Consider the following 18,626-nt stretch of genomic DNA (forward strand, 5'->3'; position numbering starts at 1 on the left):
ATCTGGATTCGACCTGCAGCCAAGCTGCTTCTCCTCCTTGACGATGAAGGAGTATCGATTATGGCAATGTTTCCGGCTTTGATGAACGATTCTATTTTCAGTGATCTCTTTGATGATCCCTTCTTTGCGGGATGGCGTGGGTCACGCGGCAACAATGCCGCGAAAGCCGAAGGCTCGTCGTTGATGCCGATCATGGGATCGGAACTGATGAGCACCGATGTCAAGGATAACGGTGATTCCTACGATGTGGATATTGATATGCCCGGCTTCGACAAGGACAACATCAAGATCCAACTCGACAATGGCTATCTGACCGTTTCCGCGCATCGCGAGGAGAATCACAGTGAGGGCGATCAGAGCACGACGGATCGGAGCGGCGACGGGGCGTCGGCAGGCAACACCGAGAATGCCCGGACGGACACGGGTGACGACTCAGGCAGGTGGCTGCGTCGCGAGCGTTATATCGGCAGCTGCTCGCGCAGCTTCTACGTGGGCTCAGATGTCAAGGAGTCCGATATCCACGCGAAGTACCAGAATGGCACACTCTGCCTGCAGATTCCGAAGAACACTGCTCCGCAGGTCGAGCAGGCCCACACGATAGCCATCGAAAGCTGAGTGGCACAGCGTTCCAAGGCACTGAAGCTGGATAACTGCTCCAGCGGGACGGTTCTGCTTGCATGGTGCATACCGCCGTCCCGCCGGGGCAGTTTTCATGTCCGCAAGGCCTCCAACAGCGCGTGGACGAAAGCCTTGCTTGACATGCCGGTACCTATGGCCGTGCCACCCCCGCCTCTGACCTTTTCCGCGTCGGTGACGATATTCACGTAAGAGGAATACACTGTCTGAGAAGCGCGGATGGGCTTCGGGGGAGAGGTATAGCGTGAGCGGAACGAGCGAACTGTGGCGTTCTCAGGGGTATCTGGCTTGGTTCACAGCCGACACCGCTGTCGCGGTAGGCACGGCATTACGGGGTTTCGCCATTCCGCTGATCGCATTCTCCGTCTCCCATTCGCTCGCCACAGCCGGGTGGCTGGCCACACTGTCCGCGGCCTTGCAACAGGGATGCACGCTGCTGGGAGGTGCAATCGTCGACCGGCATGAGCGAAAACCACTGATCATCGCCAATGCGATCATCCAGACACTGCTGTGGACGGTGGTTTCGGTACTGATGATCGGTGGACGTCTGAACATCGTCATGTTGTTCGCAGTCGTCGGCATAGCCGCATGCACCACGGGTCTTATCGGAGAGGCGACGGACGCCGCCCTCCGTTCGATAATCAGCATGCGGGAGTACTCCAAGGCACGCAGCATCAATGAAGGTCGCGATGCGACCATCAATATGGCAGGCAGCCCGATAGGCGGCATCCTCTACGGCATCCAGCCCTGGCTGCCCTTCGTCTGCTCGGCTGTGGTGTATGCGATCGCAGGAGGCAGCGCGACTCGGCTTCATCTGCACAGGCATGGTGATTCCGGGGAACATGACGCCGGCACCGATGCCCCTGTTGATACCTCCGTCGATACCGCGGTCGACGCTGGTCCGACCCGAACGGCGGGCGCCGGAGGCGATGCGACGGAGCACATGCCAGCTGATGGTCATACCGCGCAACGGCCCTCGTTCATCAGTGATGTCGTGCTGGGGTGGAAATGGACATTCCACACCTACCGCTTACCGATCATCATCGTTGTGGCCAGTCTGATCAACTTCGGCCTCAATGGCATCCAGTACACGATCCAGCTGCATCTGATCAATGTCGGCACCCAGCCTTTCCGCATCGGCCTGATGGATACCGGGGTTTGCGTCGGTATGCTGATCGGTTCGATACTGGCGAACCGCCTCAGTGAGAAGGCGCATGTCGGCAACGCGATGCGGGGAGCCTTCATCATGGCTTTCGTATGCGCCATACCGATGCTCTTCGATAGCAACTATTGGCTTATCCTCATCTGCTACGCCTTCGTGGCGGTACCCTTCCCCCTGGTCAATTCTATGCTGTTCGGTTTTGTGTTCTCCAAAACCGATGAGCAGCTTCAAGGCAGGGTGGCGACGGTTATCTCCGTCCCTGCACAGGCCTTGTCGATGTTCTGCGGAGGCATTGCGGGAAGCATGCTTCCCCTGTTGGGTTTCACGGTGTCGATCGGCGTATTCCTGGTGGTGATAGGAATCAGTATGCTGATCGCGAATCTGAGCCGGGCCATCACGACCATCCCGGAACCCTCGGCATGGGCGCTCGCGAAACTCTGACGACACACCCATAGCACATATCCGAGATTGCTGCTATATTTGCAATTTGGTGTGTCTTCGGACATAACAGTGTAATACGTCCAAAGAACGGAATGAGGCTCATGGCAAAAGACGGTGTGATTGAAGTTGAAGGTCGAGTAGCCGAGGCATTGCCGAACGCAATGTTTCGCGTCGAACTGGAAAACAAACACATTGTGCTCGCTACGATTTCTGGCAAGATGCGGAAGAACTACATCCGTATCCTCCCCCAGGACCGTGTCGTGCTCGAAATGAGTCCATACGATCTGAACCGTGGTCGTATTACGTACCGTTACAAGTAAAAGGTACAAGTAAAGGAAAACCATGAAGGTCAGCCCAAGTGTGAAGAGGATCTGCGAGAACTGCCGTGTGATCCGTCGTCACGGCCGCGTCATGGTGATCTGCAGCAACCCGCGCCATAAACAGCGTCAGGGCTGAGCAGACCAGCCAGCGGCAATAGAAAAAAGGCGCTAAGTCACAGCTATACGCTGAACCCCGGGCACGCAGGCCTGGGCCGGGAAACCGGACGACTTGGTGCATAACCTGCGTAGGAACAAGAAGGAATCGCAATGGCACGTCTTGCCGGAGTCGACATCCCTAATGAGAAGCGCATTGAAATCGCCCTCACCTACATTTTTGGTGTTGGACGTACTCGCGCCGAGAAAACTCTTGCCGAGACCGGAATCAATCCGGACACCCGCGTCAAGGATCTCACGGATGAGCAGCTTATCACGCTGCGAGATTACCTCGAAGGCAACTACAAGATCGAGGGTGATCTGCGTCGCGAGATCGATGCGGATATTCGCCGTAAGATCCAAATTAACTCCTATCAGGGCCAGCGCCACCGTAGGGGTCTTCCTGTGCACGGACAGCGTACAAAGACCAATGCCCGTACCCGCAAGGGCCCGAAGCGCACGGTTGCAGGAAAGAAGAAGGCCACCAAGTAAGGCCTTGCTCCAGACCACGGAATGAACGCTCCATCGTCTGGACACCAGAAATAGTTCGTTATTAGGAAACGAGGGTCAATGGCAGCTGCGAAGCAAGCCGCGCGCAAGCCCCGTCGTCGGGATCGTAAGTCGGTTCCGGTCGGGCAGGCGCACATCAAGTCAACATTTAATAACACGATCATCTCGATCACCGATCCGTCCGGCGCTGTTGTGGCATGGGCTTCAGGTGGCGATGTCGGTTTCAAGGGTTCACGTAAGTCGACACCATACGCAGCGGGTATGGCTGCGGAGTCGGCCGCGCGCAAGGCTATGGAGCATGGCGTCAAGAAAGTCGACGTCTTCGTCAAGGGGCCGGGTTCAGGCCGCGAGACCGCTATTCGTTCCCTGCAGTCAGCAGGACTCGAAGTCGGTTCAATCTCCGATGTCACTCCACAAGCGCATAACGGCGTTCGTCCACCCAAGCGCCGTCGCGTCTGAGCACTAAAGAAACCCATCCATCCACCCGCGAAGGCCGATGAGTGCACCATCGACCAGAGCTGAAAGGATAACAACAGTGCTTATCGCACAGCGTCCAACACTTACTGAGGAAGTCGTTAATTCTCAACGTTCTCGTTTCACCATCGAGCCACTTGAGCCCGGTTTCGGCTATACGCTCGGTAATTCGCTGCGTCGCACGCTCCTGAGCTCCATTCCCGGGGCTGCTGTGACTTCGGTTCGCATCTCCGGCGCATTGCATGAGTTCACCACGCTGCCAGGTGTTGAAGAGGATGTCACTGAGATCCTGCTCAATGTCAAGGGCATCGTGCTGACCAGCGAATATGATGAGCCGGTCGTCATGTATCTGCGCAAGAGCGGAAACGGCGAAGCAACCGCAGGGGACATCACGCCTCCCGCCGGTGTGGTAATCGCCAATCCTGATTTGCATATCGCGAATCTCGCGGAGGATGGGGAGCTTGAAATCGAGTTCACCGTTGAGCGTGGCAGGGGCTATGTCTCTGCGCAGCTCAACAAGCTCGACACCGATGAAATCGGTCGCATCCCTGTGGATTCGATCTACTCTCCTGTACTCAAGGTGAGCTACAAAGTCGAGGCCACGCGCGTTGAACAGCGCACGGATTTCGATAAGCTCATCCTCGATGTGGAGACCAAGGCAGCGATTTCGCCTCGTGACGCGGTTGCATCCGCGGGCTCAACGCTCGTTGAACTCTTCGGACTGTGCCGCGAACTCAACACGCAGGCCGAAGGCGTGGAAGTCGGACCGGCTCCGGTCGTCGAAGAGACGAATCCGGAGATGGCGGTGCCGATCGAGGATCTCAACCTGACGCAGCGTTCGTATAACTGCCTCAAGCGTGAGGGTATCCACACCATCGGTGAGCTCGTCGCCCATACCGAGCAGGACCTGCTCGATATCCGCAATTTCGGTATGAAGTCAATCGATGAAGTGAAGGAAAAGCTGCAGACCATGGGTCTGTCGCTCAAGGCCTCACCTCTGGGATTTGATACCACCAACCTCGAAGGCGGTACCTTCTTCTCGCCTGAAGACGAGTAAGCAGCTGCGGCATTGACGCTGTGAAAGCCGTCGATGCCGCACGTTTGCCGTCTCTTGGGTGGGGAGACCCGCCATCGTTTAACAGTCTGCCTTCGGATGATCGGGCATATGCCCACCTGGAGAGCGCAGACATATAAGGAGAAACAATGCCAAGACCAAAGAAGGGCCCACGTCTGGCCTCAAGCCCAGCCCATGAGAGGCTGATGCTCGCCAACATGGCAACAAGCCTGTTCCAGCATGGTCAGATCACGACCACGCTGCCGAAGGCGAAGCGCCTGCGCCCTCTGGCTGAGCGCCTGATCACCTTCGCGAAGCGTGGGGATCTGCATTCACGTCGTCGCGTGATGCGCGTCATCCGCAACAAAACCGTTGTGCACATCCTGTTCACCCAGATTGCCGAGCAGATGGAGCAGCGTGAGGGCGGTTACACCCGTATCACCCGTATCCCCGCACGTCACGGAGACAATGCGCCACAGGCAGTTATCGAGCTCGTCACCGAGCCGCTTTCGGCCAAGCAGTCAACCGTCAAGGAAGCCGAAGCAGCGGCCAAGGTCGCAGCACAGGACAACGCCACCGAGATGGATACCGCTGTTGATGCGGCAATCGTCGAGGGTGCAGGCGCGGATGCCGTCGATCAGGCGGTTGAAGCCAACGAGAACGGTGTGGATGTAGAAAGCGCCAACGAAACGGCTATCGATCTGGAGAAGGATGCCGAGGCAGCCGATGCCAAGGAAGCCGACGCCGAGGAGAACGCCGATGTCGCCGAGGATGCCGAAAAGGCAGAGTAGTAGCCCTCTCTGACGTGTGCATAGCGCTCACCTTGAGCGCTGCACATGGTCGGGGATCGATGCACGGTATTGTTGAGGCCGGACAGTCACAAGATTGTCCGGCCTCAACTGTGTCGTGACACCATGGCGTTGCCGTCGCCTCTTCGCGCCGGGCGCGCGTCCGTGTGGAAACGGTATGAAAGAATGGTCGCTGTGACTCGTTTACGAATAGATTGCGCCTACGACGGCTCCGATTTCCACGGGTGGGCCCGTCAGCCAGGGTTGCGTACGGTGCAGGGCGTGATGGAGGATTGCCTCAACAGGATCCTGCATGTGATTCAGTCTCCAGGGCTCCATCTGGTTGTGGCTGGGCGTACCGATACCGGAGTGCATGCCAGTAATCAGACCTGCCATCTGGACATCGATGACGATGTGCTGGCCCGAGCGATAGGGCATCTGGACATGCAGGCCATACCCGCCCTGGAACTGAGGATGCGCCATGCCCTTCCTGACGATATAGCGATACGCCGCATCAGCCTGGCACCAGATGGCTTCGATGCCAGATTCTCCGCATTGGAACGACTGTATGTGTACCGGGTGAGTGACGGCTCGACCACCCCAGATCCGAGGCTGCGGCATTGCGTGACCGCGGTGAGAGGAACGCTCGACATCGATGCGATGAACGAGATGATGGCGATGTGCGTAGGCCTGCACGATTTCGGCTCCTTCGCGACGCCAAGCCCCGGTGGGACGACCATACGTGAGGTCAAATTCGCCCGGTGGTCCAGAACCCCCGCTTCCCCGAGCCCTTACGACGGCAGCGGCAGCATCTCGCTCGAGGATGGCGGGTTGATATCGCTGACCATCATCGCGGATGCATTCGCGCGCAGTATGGTGCGTTCATTGGTGAATGTGGCGATACAAATCGGTCTGGGGAAACGCGAACTGTCCTGGTTCGTTGAAAAACTGAGGCATCCGCGACGCGAAGGCCTCACCGGGCCAGCCGCAGCCGCAGGCCTGACTTTGGAACATATCGAGTATCCCTCCGACGACCAGCTCGCTGAACGGGCCGAACTCATTCGAGCCAAGCGTCAGCTGCCTGAGAAGGGTGCTCAGCCGCGGACGTAACACATCCAGGTGGCACTGGAAACGAAACACGCCTACCCTTGGGGCTAGTCGAGCCATTCGGTTCGGTGCGGCGGCGCGTTGCTCCGCTTCGTATCCGGCTGCAGCCCAGTCGGATACGCGGGGGTGCCATGCTTCGCCTTCGGCGAGGGAATGGGGCAGGTCATGCTGGAATCCAGTGCACGTGAACTTGCAGGCGAATTGGTCGGACGACGGCGGTCCATCAACCGTGAACTCAGTCGTAACGGCGTTCGTTTCGGCATATATGCCGATGGCCATTACGAGGATCGGCTTTTCCCCTATGATCCGATTCCACGCATCATCGAATCAGCAGAGTTCACCGATCTGGAACATGGATTGAAGCAGCGCGTCGATGCGCTGAACGCATGCCTGAGGGATATCTACTCCGATAAGAACATCATCAAGGATGGTGTGATTCCCGAGGAATACGTGTACACCTCGGTGGGGTATTTTCCCCAGGTCAACGGTGTGACGCCCCCGGGCGGGGTGTTCGCGCATATCGCGGGAGAGGACCTCGTCCAGGGTGAGGACGGGCAGTGGTGGGTGCTCGAAGACAACCTGCGCATCCCTTCCGGCGCCAGCTATCCGCTGTTCGTCCGGGACATCGAACGTCGCATCTATCCGACCTTGTTCCGGGACATCCATATACGCGACAATCGCGCCTATCCTCGTTTGCTGCGCAAATCCATGGATTTTGTTTCGACCGAGGGCATCGCGGTGATCCTCACCCCGGGTCGTCAGAACTCGGCTTTCTTCGAGCATTCCTACCTGGCGGAGAAAACCGGTGCGGCGCTCGCCTTTCCCGAGGATCTCGAAGTCGTCCAGAACCGTGTGTACTTCGTGGATTATGCGGGTAACAGACACAGGGTCGGCGTGATCTATCGAAGGCTCGCGGATGAGTACCTGGATCCCTTCAGCTTCAATCCGGATTCGGTGATCGGCATACCCGGACTGCTTGCGGCGTACAGATCAGGCAATGTGGCGATTATGAATGCACCGGGCAACGGTGTGGTCGATGACAAGGCCATGTATTACTTCGTGCCTGCCATGATCGAGTATTACCTCGGAGAGAAGCCGATTCTGCAGAATGCCCCGACATACATGCCGATGTTCGATCGGGATCGCAAAACCGTGCTGGATCGTCTGGGCGAACTGGTCATCAAGGATGTCGCCGAGGCCGGAGGATACGGTGTGGTGTTCGGATCGAGCCTCAGTGCGGCTGAGCGGGGGGAGATGGCCGATCGCATCCGCCGTGAGCCCCGCCGCTTCATCGCCCAGGAGGTCATCCCCTTCAGGGACATCGATATCGTCGATCCGAAAAGCGGTGAGCAGACCCCGCGCAAAGCGGATTTGCGAGCCTTTGTGGTCACGGGTCAGAAAACCCATGTGTGGTATTCGGGTTTGACCCGATATTCGGCGGTACAAGGCGAGATGATCGTGAATTCCTCACAAGGGGGAGGATTCAAGGACACCTGGGTGCTGTCGCCCGCGCAATCCGAGGAGCTGTCCAAACAGACCCAACGTGATGTGGTCAATCTGCTCGGCAATCGCGCAAGGCGCACGCCCGCCCTCGTGACGGCGGCCAAGGCGGATAACCTGTATTGGCTCGGCAGATACTCCGAGCGGACCTTCACCACGATCGGACAGTTCTTCCCCTTCTACGACCTGGTGATGGACACCCAGGTCGAGGCGTTCCGTCCCTTCGCCCACGCCCTTGATCTGCCGGAGGACTTCCACGACTTCGATACCTTCATCCATTCCTTCCTGTATGACGCCGATAACCCCGATTCGGTGCGCAGCGCTGTGCTCGGAGCCTTCAACAACGCCGTGGTGCTCCGTCCTGAACTGGGCTCGAACCTGCTGCAGTACGTTGAGCTGGCGGTGAAGACGATCGGTGACGCGGCGCATGGCGATCTCGCTTCCGAGAACATCTACCGTCAGCGTGACATCACCGATTACATGCTGTCCTTGTGGGGAGGCATCGAGGACTCCGCGCTGGATCCGGTACTCAAGGCCTTCCTCTTCATCGGCAAATACCTGGAGCGCGTGGATCTGTACACTCGTTTCAAGCTGCCTGAGGATGATCTGATCGCTCCGCTCAACAAACTTTCGGCCTATGCGGCGATGCTTGACGAGATGCCACTGCCACAGTGCTTCGCCTCCGGTGCCAGGTGGTTGATGGAGCAGCTGCCGCTGAGGGGCTACGAGGATCTCACCGTTCGCATCAATGAGTTCCTGAACGACTTCCAGGGCCGGGTGCTTGATCTGGACAGCGGCAAGCGCAGCGTGCTCAACGCGATGAATATGGATGCCCGCAGGCCGTGAAAGGTACCCGATCGGGGCCGACTTGCCGCGTGCGGGAGCGGGGGATAGGCTAATCGGGTGTGGATAAGCTCCGATGCGCATGAAGGGCAGTCGGGCTTCGTGCCATGTGCTGCGTATTGCGGATGCCGAGTGGTGATCGGGAAACAGAGGAACATTGAAGAAACTGGTTTTTGACTATGCGATGAAGCTGAGCTTCAGCTCCCCGGTGACGGATCATCGTTTCCAGCTGCGTTGCGTGCCCGCCTCGGGTCCTCGCCAGCAGGTCGTCGATGTGAAGGTGAAGGTCACGCCAGACACTGCTTTGGAGACACAGAACGATGCCTTCGATTCCGTGGTGATGACAGGATACGTGCCACAGCCGCATGACTCCTTCGAATATTCGGTTACCGGCATCGCCTTCGTCGACAACGATCATACGAAGCCGGAAGACTACAAACCCCTGTATCGCTTCGATTCCGGGCTGACGATCCCGGGAGCGGCGATCACCGCCCTGATCGAACGGTGCACGGCGATGATGGATGACGGCGGGCGTTCATTGGATAGGCGCGAACAGGCGGCTTTGGTGATGCAGGAGGTGTACGAGGCCTTCACCTACACCCCGGGTGCCACCACCATCCGCACCACTGCGGAGGAGGCGCTGGAACAAGGCGCCGGCGTATGCCAGGACTATGCGCATGTGATGCTTGCCGTCTGCAGGCATATCGGTTTGCCCTCACGTTATATCGCCGGTCTGCTCGGCGGCGAAGGGGCCACGCACGCCTGGGTTGAAATCTACGACCAGGATCGTTGGGTGGGTTTTGATCCCACCCATAATCGTCCGGTCAATGACGAATACATCACCATCGCCCACGGTCGTGATTATCGCGATTGCATGCTCGACATCGGTATCTTCTCCGGTGCGAATGTGACGCAGCAGCAGTGGGTGAACGCTTCGGTGCATGAACAGCGCTCCTGATCGCCGCACACCCGTTTCGACGCGCCGTCATCCTGGACGAACGGGGGTGGTTCTCTGTGCCTGCCCGGCCTCTGCGTGTCGTGCGCCGCTTCGCGGGCTTTCACTGGAGGAACCCGGGTTGTGGATGCGGTGTCTGAGTTCTGTGGCATAATAGACAAGTTGCTTTGCTGAAGGTGTTGCTTTCGCACGCGGGGATGGTTTTGCCGTTGTGGTCAGGAAGGGATGCCTGAGGTCGGGTGATGTTGGTTGAGTGTCCGAGCGGTCTAAGGAGCACGCCTCGAAAGCGTGTGAGGGCAACCCCCTCCGAGAGTTCGAATCTCTCCTCAACCGCCACCAAGGGTTCCGGATTTGTGTCCGGAGCCCTTTTTCTTTTCGCACCTTCGTGTGCTTCCCCTTCACCCGTGCCACCCGTTGCCGGCCGCTCCCGGTCCTGTCGCCCTCCTGCTCCGCTTCGCGGATTGTCCTGCATGCTGGCAGGCCATGAGGAGGATACCTGACGCTCCATAAGTTAAACCATTTGACATAAATGCCGCAGTTGTCTTATGATGTGTGCAATGGCAGGCGAGGACGCGTGCCAAAACCAATCGTTTGCATGCAACAAGGAGCAACACATGAGTCTGTGGGATGTCGACAAGATCGAATACGTAGGTCGTGAACAGGGTCCGCAGGAATCGCTTGCGTTCCATTACTATGACGCCGAGCGGGTCGTGGCAGGAAAGAAGATGAAGGACTGGCTGCGTTTCGGCGTCGCATGGTGGCACACCTTCAACCAGGAACTCGTCGATCCCTTCGGGGTCGGCACGGCTCAGCGGGGCTATTACCGATACTCGGATCCGATGGATCAGGCGCTCGCCAAGGTCGATTACGCATTCGAGCTCTTCACCAAGCTGGGGGTCGAATACTTCTGCTTCCACGATCGTGACATCGCACCCGAGGGGGATACCCTGCGCGAGACGAATGCGAATCTTGACAAGGTCGTGGACCGGATCGAGGGGCATATGAAATCCACGGGCGTCAAACTGCTGTGGAACACCTCCTCGCTGTTCACCAACCCACGTTTCGTATCAGGAGCCGCGACCTCGCCCTTCGCCGATATCTTCGCCTATGCCGGTGGCCAGCTCAAGAAGAGCCTGGAGATCGGCAAGCGTCTGGGTGCCGAGAATTATGTGTTCTGGGGAGGGCGTGAAGGCTACGAGAACCTGTGGAACACCCAGATGAAGCGAGAGACGGATCATATCGCCCGTTTCTTCCACCTGTGCGCGGATTACGCTGATGAGATCGGTTTCGATGCCCAGTTCCTGATCGAGCCGAAGCCGAAGGAGCCCACGCTGCACCAATATGATTTCGATGCGGCCACGGCGATCGAGTTCCTCCGTGCCAACGACCTCACCGATGTGTTCAAGCTCAATCTCGAAGGCAACCATGCCAATCTGGCCGGTCACACCTACCAGCATGAGATTCGTGTGGCCCGTGAATCCGGTTTCCTCGGTTCCCTGGACGCCAATCAGGGCGACAAGCTCATCGGATGGGATATGGATGAATTCCCGACCGATCTGTACGAAACCGTTGCGGTGATGTGGGAGGTGCTGGCGGCTGGCGGCATCGGTCCCCACGGCGGTCTGAACTTCGATGCCAAGCCACGACGTACGTCCTTCTATGCCGAGGATCTGTTCCGCACCCACGTTGCGGGTATGGACGCCTACGCCGCCGGTCTGCTGGTCGCGGCGAAGATGCATGAGGACAAGTACATCGAGAATCTGCAGGATGAACGCTACAGCTCCTACGATTCCGGCATCGGCAAGCAGATCGAGGACGGTACGGTGACATCCCTTGCACAGCTCGAAGACTATGCGATCGACAAGCCCCAGTCCGAGCTGATCGAAGCCACCAAATCCGATCATCTTGAGTCCGTCAAGGCCACGGTGAACAACTACATGGTGGATGCCCTCTCCGAGTGACTTTGTTCCGGTGACCCCGGCCGGGGTCTTATACAGGCCTGCGTGCACCGCACCTTGAGATGGAGGCGACTTCTGTCGCGCATGATCTCAAGGTGCGGTGCACGCAGGTTATCTGACGCCTTTATTCGCCGCGTAGGGCACAGGTGCTGTCGCGCACCATCAAGGTCGTAGGCATGATGATGTGTTTATCCACCGTGTCTCCATGTTCGGCACCCATGATCATCCGCGTCGCGGCTGCGGCCATATCCTGGAGGGGTTGGCGCACCGTCGTCAGTGAAGGCCCCAGGTACGAAGCGGTCTGCACATCATCGAAACCCACGACGGAGAGATCCTCAGGGATGCGAATACCCAATTGTCTCGCCGCTTCATACACTCCCATGGACTGAAGATCGCTGCCTGCGAAGATCGCGCTGGGTCTGATCTCCGGATTCTCCAGAAGCGCCATGGCCTGGGCGTATCCGCCCGCAGTGGTGAAATCGCCTTCCGTGATGAGGCTTGGATCGCTGTTCAGGCCTTTCTCCGATAGCGCCGCCGCATAGCCGTCGAGGCGCGCCCGTGAGCACATCATGTCGTCGGGCCCCGTGATGATGCCGATGCGTGTATGCCCCAGGGAGAGCAGATGCCTGGTGGCGCTCAGCCCGCCGGTCCAGTTGTCCGCCTGGACGGACATGTCGTCAGGTGCGGGATCGCCGGAAGGATCGAATACGACATAGGCGATGTGGCGTGACTGTAATCTCTCGCGTTCCTGGGCGGTGAGGTTGGAGAAGATCAGGATGGCCCCGAGTGGCTGTCGCTGAACGATGTCATCCGCCCATGAGCTGTCCGGGTGGATTCTGTCCCCGCTTTCCGTGACCGTGATGGTGACATCGTATGATTTAGCCGCTCTGAGCGCACCTCTCAGCACTTCAAGTGACCAGAGGTTCTCGAATGTCTGGAATACGACTTCGATGTTTCGGTTCACGGGCCTTCGTCTTGTCGGCTGGGAGTACCCGCTGCGTTGCAGAGCCTCCGCTATGACCTTTTTGGTGAGCGGGGAGACATCGGATCTGCCGTTGAGCGCCTTGGAGACCGTTGCCAGCGAGTATCCGGTCTGCTCGGCGATATCGATCAGGCGCACGGTATGGTGCGCTGGGGGTGTGGTCTGCGGCAAAGATCCCATATGTCATCTCCAACTATCGTTTTTCTCATCGTATTTCGAAACTTTCGAGCTGTCAAAAAAGTAGTATGTTGAGTCAGGCTGCTGTCGTAGATATGCCAAAACCATTGGAATAAAGCCATTTCATGAGGAAACTGCATCAGAATTATATAATTTGACGAATTTACTTAACGGGAATTATACTGAGATATGTCGAAACAACTACAGGTTTTCGAAAAAGTTTCGAAAATCAGTTCAAAGGAGAGCTGGTTCCGACTGCAAGGCAATCCGCATCACACCCAAGGCGAATTGGGAATGACGGCGTAATCAACGGGGTTCACGTCGGATTCGCCCCACCAAGGTTCCTCGACAAACAACAGGTTCCTGACACATAAGCAGATGATCCGGTGAAGGCGCATATCGAGCGCATGTTGGAAAAGGAAAGAGCATGAAGGTGAAGAAGGCACAGACGATTGCGGCGGCCGCACTCGCGGTCATGAGCTGCGTAGGGCTGTCGGCCTGCGGCGGCAGCGATAGCAATGCCGATGGCAAGGTCGAGGTGACCGTATGGCACAACTCGACGGCGGGCGATGGCAAGAAGTATTGGGAGGATGCGGCCGCCGCCTATGAGAAACAGAATCCCAATGTCGACATCAAAATCGAGGCGATCCAGAACGAGGACATGGATGGCAAGCTCCAGACGGCTTTGCAGGATCCGAACTCGGCACCTGACATCTTCCTCGCCCGTGGTGGCCAGAAACTCGCTGATGTGGTCGAAGCCGGGCAGGCGATGGATCTGAGCGACAAGGTTTCGGACACGGTGAAGACGCAGATGGCGAGCTCGCTCTCGGCCTACACCATCGATGGGAAACTCTACGCCGTGCCCCAGGCGGTGCAGCCAGGAGGTATGTGGTATTCCAAGGATCTCTTCGCCAAGGCGGGCATTACGCAGACGCCCAAAACCTGGGATGAGTTCAAGGCGGCCATTGCCAAACTCAAGGCCGCGGGCATCACGCCGATAGCGGTCGGTGGCAAGGACGCGTGGCCCGCCGCCCACTGGTGGTACTGGTTCGCCTTGAGGGAATGCTCGGCGGACGTATTCGCCAAAGCGCAGAAGAGCAAGGACTTCAGCGATGACTGCTGGAGCAGAACCGGGAAGGATGTGGAGGATCTGCTGGGTCTGGACGCTTTCAATGAAGGTTTCCTCACCACCCCCGCCCAACAGGGTGCGAATTCTTCCGCCGGTCTGCTGGCCAATCACATGGCTGCCATGGAGCTTATGGGGGGTTGGGAGGCCGGTGTGGTCCGCGACCTGACACCGGATAAGAAGGATCTGCCGGATCTGGGCTTCTTCGCGTTCCCCACCGTCGAAGGCGGCGAAGGTGATCCGAGCGCGGTCATGGGTGGCGTCGATGCGATGGCGGTTGGCAGCTGGGCGCCGAGCGAAGCGGTCGACTTCCTCAACTTCATCGCCGAGAAAGGGCAGCAGGAACAGTACGCCAACGCATTCTCGACCATACCCGCATCCAAGGAGGCCCAATCGGTCGTCACCAATGATGCGCTGAAGCAGGAACTTGCGGTCTACGACCAGGCATCCTCGGTCTCATTGTGGCTTGACACCGTCTTCGGTCAGAACATCGGCAACGCACTGAACGAAGGCGTCGTGAATCTGATGGCCGGCAAAGGAAGCTCCGCGGACATCATCAAAGGCGTCGAAAGCGCCGCCGCCAAAGGCTGAATCCCCGGATCGGATTGAAGGCTTCGTCCGTGCCCGCCACCTTCCGGACGGGCACGGTCTTTTCAGAAGAAAGGCATACTGATGTCGATACAAGAACGCAGCCCTGGGCGAGGTCTCGACAGGGTCGTATCCGTGCACAGGGGCGTCATGAACGACCGCATGCGTAAGCGCCTCGAAATAACGGCCCTCTCGCTTCCGGCCCTGATCATGTTCGTGGGTTTCGTCATCGTGCCGGTGATCATGGCGGCGTATTACGGCTTCTACCGCTGGAAAGGTTTCGGACAGCCAAGTGTGAACGGTCAGTTCATCGGCTTGCAGAACTACGGAATGATACTCACCGACCCGAATTTTCATGACGCGTTGAAGCACACCCTGCTGGTGATGATCGCGTCCTTGATCATCCAGGGGCCTCTCGCCATTCTGTTCGCTCTGCTGCTGAACCAGAAGTTCAAGGGGCGGGCCATCATTCGAACGCTGATCTTCGTTCCCTATGTGGTGTCCGAAGTCATCGTGGGCACCGCGTGGAGTTTGATGCTGCAATCCACAGGTGCGGTCAACGCGCTGCTGAACAGTATCGGCCTGCCGGGTGCGGATTGGATCGCCGACCCGAATATCGCCTTCTGGACCCTGATGTTCATCATCTCCTGGAAATACATCGGATTCGCGGTGATCCTGATGATCGCGGGCATGCAGTCGATACCGGAGGAGCTGTATGAGGCCGCCATGGTGGACGGAGCCGGCTTCTGGAGACGGCAGTGGAGCATCACACTGCCGCTGCTGGGGCCGACCATTCGCATCTGGGCATTCATGTCGATCATCGGATCCTTGCAGCTCTTCGACCTGGTCTACATCGTTTGGGGCCAGTATGTGGCAGGCACGGCAGGCACCTCGACGATGGCGACATACATGGTGCGCGAAGGCAGGCTGGCCAATAACTACGGTTACGGTTCGGCCGTGGCCGTGGTGATATTCATCATCTCCCTGGCCATAGCACTGACCTATCAACGTCTGGTGCTCAACCGGGATCTCGACGGTGCCATCACCACCGCACGCGGCGAGAAGGAACGCAGACGCAAAGAACGCGATCGGGCGTTGAAACACGGTGGCGGGGACGGCGGCGATGCCGAGATCGCAAGCGAGGTGGCAGGACTATGAGAAGCGCAGATCACAACAGGGCGGACGCTCGCGGCAACGCCAGGGAGCAGACATACGGACTGAGGAAGTCCGCGAAGACCCCCTGGGGGAATCCGATCGTATACTTCTTCTCGCTGGTGCTTGTGGCGATCTGCATCGTGCCGGTGCTGTACATCATCATCGGCGCTTTCAGAAGCAACTCACAGATCACCAGATCGCCGGCCGGGATGCCGAATCCCTGGGTATTCGACAATTACATCACGGTGTTCACCTCAACGGTGTTCTGGTCCGAGCTGCTCAACTCACTGGTCGTTTCGTTGGGCACGATGATCGGCGTGGTGGCTCTGGCCTTGATGGTGAGCTTCGTCATCGCCCGATATCGCTTCAAGTTCAGCGGTGTGCTGTATTCGCTCTTCGCGGCGGGCATGATGTTTCCGATCACAGTGGCGATCACGCCGCTGTACCTGCTGCTACGCAACCTGTCGCTGGTCAATACCCATCTGGGCATCATACTGCCTCAGATAGCATTCGGGCTGCCTCAGGCGATCATCATTCTCGTCCCCTTCCTCAAATCCATCCCGGTGGAACTGGAGGAGGCCGCGGAACTTGACGGTTGTTCACGTCTGGGCTTCTTCGCGCGGATGGTGCTTCCTTTGAGCTGGCCGGGCGTCGCGACCGTGGGCATCCTCTCCTTCGTGGCCAGCTGGAACGCCTATATGCTTCCTCTTTTCCTGCTCAACGATTCGAGCAAGTTCACCCTGCCGCTTGGCGTGCAGATGTTCAGTTCGCAGCATTCCGTAGACACCGCACAGGTGCTTGCGTTCACGTCCTTGTCGATGATCCCGGCACTGATATGCTTCACCATTTTCCAGAAGAAGATCGTCGGCGGACTCGCCGGGGCGGTCAAAGGCTAGTACCGAAGCCGTGGCTGCGGCCGTGGATGAAAGGCAGGAATCCATGCGGATATCCAATCCGGTCCTCAGAGGTTTCAACGCGGATCCCTCGATGATTCGCGTAGGGGACACCTACTACATCGCCAACTCCACCTTCGAATGGTGGCCTGGTGTCAGACTCCATGAATCGCAGGACCTGGTCCATTGGAGGCCGCTGCCGGCCCCGTTGAATAGGGTCTCCCAGCTCGATATGCGGGGGGTCCCCTCGTCAGGAGGTGTGTGGGCTCCGGATCTTTCCTATGCGGATGGCAGGTTCTGGCTCGTGTATGGGGATGTGAAGGTGGTCAACGGCGCGTTCAAGGACTGTACCAATTACCTGGTCACTGCGGATGATATCCACGGCCCCTGGTCGGAGCCGATCCGTGTGAACGGTGTGGGCTTCGATGCGAGCCTGTTCCATGATGATGACGGCAGGAAGTATCTGATTCAGCAGACCTGGGACTTTCGCGAGTATCATCATCCCTTCGATGGCATCACCCTCACCGAGTTCGATACGCAGGGGATGCGTCTGATGCCCGAGACCGCACGGACCATTTGGCGCGGCACGGATGTCAAAACCGTCGAGGGGCCGCATCTGTACAAACTCAATGGCTACTACTACCTCTTCGCGGCCGAGGGCGGCACGATGTTCGAGCACCAGGAGTCGGTGGCCCGTTCCAGGACCCTTGACGCACTGTCCTTCGAGGTCATGCCGGGTAATCCATTGCTCGGCAACTATGACACCCCTGACTCCTATCTGCAGAAACAGGGACATGGTGCGCTGGTGGACACCCCCTCCGGGGAATGGTATTACGCCTCCCTTTGCGCGCGGCCGTGGCGGCATGACACCGAGCCATCGCGTGGTGTGCGAGGCTGGTGCCCTCTGGGTCGGGAGACCTCGATCCAGAAGATCGAATGGGATGATGCACTGTGGCCCCGCGTTGTGGGTGGCCGGGGTGGGAGCCGGTATGTTCAGGCCCCGCGGGATGCCATCGAGACGATCGTACCGGCCGACGCCTCCCAACATGATGAGTTCGATGACCATGAACTGGGAAGGGACTGGAACACCCTGCGAGTGCCCTTCGGTGATGCGATGGGCACGGTTGGGGAGGGAAGCCTGGAGCTCCGGGGCCAGGGATCACTCGGCAATCTTTTCGATCTGTCGCTGGTGGCCCGGCGCTGGCAGACTTACACATTCGATGCCACGGTGGAACTTTCGTTCAAGCCTGATTGCTATATGCAGATGGCGGGCTTGACGAATTACTACAACGATCTGTGCTGGTCATGGATCTTCGTGACCTGGGATGAGCGCAGGTCGAAACGGGTCATCGAAGTGGCGCAGAATGATTTCAATGCATACACCTCCTTCCTTCGGGATCGGGCCATCGAGATTCCCGACGAGGTCGGATCCGTATGGTTCAGGACCAGCATTCGAAAGCGCAGCTATGCTTACGCATATTCCTTTGATGGCACATCCTGGAAGGACATACCGCTTGTGTTCGATGCGAAGAAGCTTTCGGACGATTACGTCTCGCAGCGGTATGGAGGTTTTTTCACGGGCGCCTTCGTCGGGCTTGCCGCAGTGGATCTGGCGGGCTTCGGCAAAACCGCCAGCTTCCGTCACTTCGATTACAGGGAGATACCCGATCCGGCATGAGGCCGCGGCGCGTCGGTATTCGCTCCGGCGCGCCCTTGGAGGCCGGGTGCACCGGAGCCCGGGATCGATGCGATGCTCGTCGCGCACATCCCGGGATATGGTGCACCCGGCCGATTGCCGTCCTGC

General features: G+C 58.3%; 16 protein-coding genes, 1 tRNA gene and 1 pseudogene. 17 read left to right on the forward strand and 1 reads right to left on the reverse strand.

The window, feature by feature from the left end:
- Positions 1–60: 60 nt before the first annotated feature.
- The 13 genes and pseudogenes from BPSY_RS05260 to xylA all read left to right on the forward strand — a co-directional run bounded on the left by BPSY_RS05260 (position 61) and on the right by xylA (position 11,904).
- On the forward strand, positions 61–615 hold the full coding sequence (locus tag BPSY_RS05260) for an Hsp20/alpha crystallin family protein (RefSeq protein ID WP_033494762.1): 555 nt from the start codon (positions 61–63) through the stop codon (positions 613–615).
- 265 nt (positions 616–880) lie between these two features.
- Positions 881–2,239: an MFS transporter gene (locus tag BPSY_RS05265; RefSeq protein ID WP_033494766.1), complete on the forward strand. Its 1,359-nt coding sequence runs from the start codon at positions 881–883 to the stop codon at positions 2,237–2,239.
- Between the two features lie 101 nt (positions 2,240–2,340).
- The gene (gene infA / locus BPSY_RS05270) at positions 2,341–2,559 is read left to right on the forward strand and encodes a translation initiation factor IF-1 (RefSeq protein ID WP_033494768.1); all 219 of its coding nucleotides are present in this window, start codon (positions 2,341–2,343) and stop codon (positions 2,557–2,559) included.
- A 22-nt stretch (positions 2,560–2,581) separates the two neighbouring features.
- Positions 2,582–2,695, forward strand: coding sequence for a 50S ribosomal protein L36 (gene rpmJ, locus BPSY_RS11405; RefSeq protein WP_043164480.1), 114 nt, complete (start codon positions 2,582–2,584; stop codon positions 2,693–2,695).
- A gap of 131 nt (positions 2,696–2,826) precedes the next feature.
- Positions 2,827–3,204, forward strand: a complete 378-nt coding sequence (gene rpsM / locus BPSY_RS05275) for a 30S ribosomal protein S13 (RefSeq protein ID WP_033494770.1) — start codon at positions 2,827–2,829, stop codon at positions 3,202–3,204.
- 78 nt (positions 3,205–3,282) lie between these two features.
- Complete coding sequence (rpsK, locus tag BPSY_RS05280; RefSeq protein ID WP_015022328.1) at positions 3,283–3,681, forward strand: 30S ribosomal protein S11; 399 nt, start codon at positions 3,283–3,285, stop codon at positions 3,679–3,681.
- Positions 3,682–3,757: 76 nt separating this feature from the next.
- Positions 3,758–4,753: a DNA-directed RNA polymerase subunit alpha gene (locus BPSY_RS05285; RefSeq protein WP_033494772.1), complete on the forward strand. Its 996-nt coding sequence runs from the start codon at positions 3,758–3,760 to the stop codon at positions 4,751–4,753.
- A 146-nt stretch (positions 4,754–4,899) separates the two neighbouring features.
- A complete protein-coding gene (rplQ, locus tag BPSY_RS05290) occupies positions 4,900–5,541 on the forward strand; it encodes a 50S ribosomal protein L17 (protein WP_033494774.1) in 642 nt (213 codons plus the stop codon).
- A gap of 192 nt (positions 5,542–5,733) precedes the next feature.
- On the forward strand, positions 5,734–6,648 hold the full coding sequence (gene truA / locus BPSY_RS05295) for a tRNA pseudouridine(38-40) synthase TruA (protein WP_193346428.1): 915 nt from the start codon (positions 5,734–5,736) through the stop codon (positions 6,646–6,648).
- Between the two features lie 162 nt (positions 6,649–6,810).
- Positions 6,811–8,881, forward strand: a pseudogene (locus BPSY_RS05300) (circularly permuted type 2 ATP-grasp protein); the annotation flags it as partial.
- A gap of 264 nt (positions 8,882–9,145) precedes the next feature.
- On the forward strand, positions 9,146–9,946 hold the full coding sequence (locus BPSY_RS05305; RefSeq protein ID WP_033494780.1) for a transglutaminase-like domain-containing protein: 801 nt from the start codon (positions 9,146–9,148) through the stop codon (positions 9,944–9,946).
- Between the two features lie 244 nt (positions 9,947–10,190).
- A tRNA-Ser gene (locus BPSY_RS05310) sits at positions 10,191–10,279 on the forward strand.
- A gap of 278 nt (positions 10,280–10,557) precedes the next feature.
- A complete protein-coding gene (xylA, locus tag BPSY_RS05315; protein ID WP_033494782.1) occupies positions 10,558–11,904 on the forward strand; it encodes a xylose isomerase in 1,347 nt (448 codons plus the stop codon).
- Between the two features lie 121 nt (positions 11,905–12,025).
- Here the strand turns inward: xylA and BPSY_RS05320 are convergent, their stop codons facing one another.
- Positions 12,026–13,063, reverse strand: a complete 1,038-nt coding sequence (locus tag BPSY_RS05320) for a LacI family DNA-binding transcriptional regulator (protein ID WP_033494784.1) — start codon at positions 13,061–13,063, stop codon at positions 12,026–12,028.
- A 424-nt stretch (positions 13,064–13,487) separates the two neighbouring features.
- Between BPSY_RS05320 and BPSY_RS05325 the strand changes: the two genes are divergently transcribed.
- The 4 genes from BPSY_RS05325 to BPSY_RS05340 all read left to right on the forward strand — a co-directional run bounded on the left by BPSY_RS05325 (position 13,488) and on the right by BPSY_RS05340 (position 18,500).
- Positions 13,488–14,777 (forward strand): extracellular solute-binding protein, encoded by a 1,290-nt coding sequence (locus BPSY_RS05325; protein ID WP_033494786.1) that lies wholly within the window; start codon positions 13,488–13,490, stop codon positions 14,775–14,777.
- Between the two features lie 147 nt (positions 14,778–14,924).
- Entirely contained in the window at positions 14,925–15,932 is a 1,008-nt protein-coding gene (locus BPSY_RS05330) for a carbohydrate ABC transporter permease (RefSeq protein ID WP_051921805.1), read from the forward strand.
- A complete protein-coding gene (locus BPSY_RS05335; RefSeq protein WP_033494789.1) occupies positions 15,929–16,825 on the forward strand; it encodes a carbohydrate ABC transporter permease in 897 nt (298 codons plus the stop codon). Before BPSY_RS05330 ends, BPSY_RS05335 begins: the two co-directional genes overlap by 4 nt.
- Before the next feature lie 43 nt (positions 16,826–16,868).
- The gene (locus BPSY_RS05340) at positions 16,869–18,500 is read left to right on the forward strand and encodes a glycoside hydrolase family 43 protein (RefSeq protein ID WP_033495041.1); all 1,632 of its coding nucleotides are present in this window, start codon (positions 16,869–16,871) and stop codon (positions 18,498–18,500) included.
- Positions 18,501–18,626 lie beyond the last annotated feature (126 nt).

Source organism: Bifidobacterium psychraerophilum, from assembly GCF_000741705.1.
Classification (GTDB): domain Bacteria; phylum Actinomycetota; class Actinomycetes; order Actinomycetales; family Bifidobacteriaceae; genus Bombiscardovia; species Bombiscardovia psychraerophila.